Genomic DNA, 2,711 nt, shown 5'->3' on the forward strand with positions numbered 1-2,711 from the left:
CCATGGGCGTCCGGCCCGTGGTGTGGCGGGTTCAGGAGGTAACAGAGGCTTGATGATGGTCCATGCCTCATCGGGAAGGTCGTAGCGAGCCATAGTTCAATATGTTGTGTAAACAGACAGTTACTATAACTCAGATGATTAAGGGACACAGCCTACTATTCCGCGCAGCTATTTAGCTCTCTTTTTGTTGAGCGCCCATGATTCTTTCATTTATTGTTACTAATTTTTTATGTTATCATCATGTTATGAGCATGCCCTGTTCTGCGTCTCTATTTTATCTATCATATTCTGAGCATTAACTACATAACAAGGCGCAAGATATATATCCAAAAACAAATAATACTGTTGCAATAATTCCTTTCAGTAAAGGAAGTGTGATTAAACTCAGGGGATTTCAGAGTGAAAATCGTACAACATATTAAAATATGTTCGTTATAATACATACAAGAAAATATTAAGTTAGATAATATTATTCTAAATAACTGCAGATAAAAACGCACATAATGGGGGATGTTTTATGAAAATACCTGAAGCAGTAAATCATATTAATGTTCAGAACAATATTGATCTTGTTGATGGAAAAATAAATCCGAACAAAGATACAAAAGCATTACAAAAAAACATATCATGCGTAACAAACTCATCCTCTTCTGGCATAAGTGAAAAACATTTAGATCACTGTGCTGATACTGTGAAAAGCTTTTTAAGGAAGTCTATAGCAGCGCAAAGTTATAGTAAAATGTTCTCTCAAGGGACCAGTTTCAAATCATTAAATCTTTCTATTGAAGCGCCATCTGGAGCACGGTCATCATTTCGGTCACTTGAGCACCTCGATAAGGTGTCCAGACACTATCTTTCTGAAATAATACAAAAAACTCATCCTCTTTCTTCGGATGAACGTCACTTGCTCTCTATTATTATTAATTCTGATTTTAACTTCAGACATCAAAGTAACGCTAACCTGTCAAATAATACTCTTAATATTAAGTCCTTTGATAAAATTAAGTCTGAGAATATACAAACATATAAAAACACATTCTCTGAGGATATTGAAGAAATAGCTAACCACGATTTTGTTTTTTTTGGGGTTGAAATTTCCAATCATCAAGAAACACTCCCACTAAATAAAACACATCATACTGTGGATTTTGGTGCTAATGCGTATATCATTGATCATGACTCTCCATATGGATATATGACATTAACCGACCACTTTGATAATGCTATTCCACCTGTTTTTTACCATGAGCACCAATCATTTTTCTTAGATAACTTTAAAGAGGTTGTGGATGAAGTTAGCAGGTATGTGCATGGTAATCAGGGAAAAACTGATGTGCCAATATTTAATACTAAAGATATGAGGCTTGGAATTGGGTTGCATCTTATTGATTTTATAAGAAAGAGTAAAGATCAAAGATTCCGAGAGTTTTGTTATAATAAAAACATTGATCCTGTTAGTCTGGATAGAATTATAAACTTTGTGTTTCAGCTTGAGTATCATATACCAAGAATGCTAAGCACAGATAACTTCAAAAAGATAAGACTCAGAGATATATCTTTGGAGGATGCCATTAAAGCATCCAATTATGAAGAAATTAACAATAAGGTGACTGATAAAAAAATGGCTCATCAAGCTCTTGCTTATTCTCTAGGCAATGCAAAATCTGATATGGCACTTTATTTACTATCTAAATTTAATTTTACAAAACAAGATGTCGCAGAGATGGAGAAAATGAACAACAATATGTATTGTGAGCTGTATGATGTTGAGTATTTACTTAGTGAAGATAGTGCCAACTATAAAGTGCTAGAATATTTTATTAATAATGGATTGGTTGATGTAAACAAAAGATTTCAAAAAGCAAATAGTGGGGACACTATGCTTGACAATGCAATGAAAAGCAAAGATTCAAAAACAATTGATTTTTTATTAAAAAATGGAGCGGTATCAGGCAAACGATTTGGGAGGTGACCTAAAATATATTTAGGTTGTGCCCTGAATCTGACGTTGTCATTTTTGTTATATTGATCGATATAGGGGATGGTGCAGACCGTTCCCCTGCAACAACACATTGCATGTGGTGAACGCCCCGGGAATCCTGGAGACTAGGCTGTGTCCCTTAATTACGTAAGCGTTGATAAAAGAGTCGGATGCAGCCCAGTTTCACCATCGCCAGGTAATTTCTCGCCGTTTTGTCGTAACGCGTGGCGATGCGGCGATATTCTTTCAGCCGCCCAAAGCACCGTTCACGTATAGGAAATTGAAAAACCAGACGATACCGCTGTCCACGCCTTATGCCACGTGAGCTTTTCTGCTTTTCCCTCCACTCCGGTGTTTTCTCTCTCTGCATGGTCGATTCTTATACCGCAACAGGCTGTTTTTTATACTTGCACCGATTCCCGGGCACACTTAGCCTGTGTCAGGCCGGCATATACCTCAGCAGACTGATATCCCGCGCGTTTTTCTTCAGCCCCTCCACATTCAGTCCCGCGATGGCCCGGCGGTATACCATCCGGCCGCCACACAGCACGCATTCGAACGAGTCACGACTCAGGAACTGTTTCACCATTTGTGCATAGCACACTTTCGCCACTGGTTCCTGTTTATCCATCCCCAGAGCACGGTACACCTGCGGCAGCTTCTCTCCACACACCCGGTTGGCAAGGAACCCGAAGTACCTCACCATCTTAAAAAACTTCTCCGGGATGTG

The 2,711-nt window shown here is 38.5% G+C and carries 1 protein-coding gene and 3 pseudogenes; 1 reads left to right on the forward strand and 3 read right to left on the reverse strand.

The window, feature by feature from the left end; genetic code table 11:
- Nucleotides 1-93: pseudogene (locus tag BFF42_RS14665) on the reverse strand (IS5/IS1182 family transposase); the annotation flags it as partial.
- A 424-nt stretch (nucleotides 94-517) separates the two neighbouring features.
- On the opposite strand from BFF42_RS14665, the gene ospC2 reads away from it, so the two are divergent.
- Entirely contained in the window at nucleotides 518-1,972 is a 1,455-nt protein-coding gene (gene ospC2, locus BFF42_RS14670) for a type 3 secretion system effector OspC2 (protein WP_000701110.1), read from the forward strand.
- A gap of 148 nt (nucleotides 1,973-2,120) precedes the next feature.
- Here ospC2 and BFF42_RS14680 read toward each other — a convergent pair.
- A pseudogene (locus BFF42_RS14680) lies at nucleotides 2,121-2,249 on the reverse strand (IS5/IS1182 family transposase); the annotation flags it as partial.
- A 171-nt stretch (nucleotides 2,250-2,420) separates the two neighbouring features.
- A pseudogene (locus BFF42_RS14685) lies at nucleotides 2,421-2,711 on the reverse strand (IS91 family transposase); the annotation flags it as partial.

The organism is Shigella sp. FC1661 (assembly GCF_001712525.1).
GTDB lineage: Bacteria > Pseudomonadota > Gammaproteobacteria > Enterobacterales > Enterobacteriaceae > Escherichia > Escherichia coli.

Excerpts from the sequence above, each read along its gene's own strand:
- ospC2 (WP_000701110.1), top strand. The coding sequence starts at position 518 with ATGAAAATACCTGAAGCAGTAAATCATATTAATGTTCAGAACAATATT.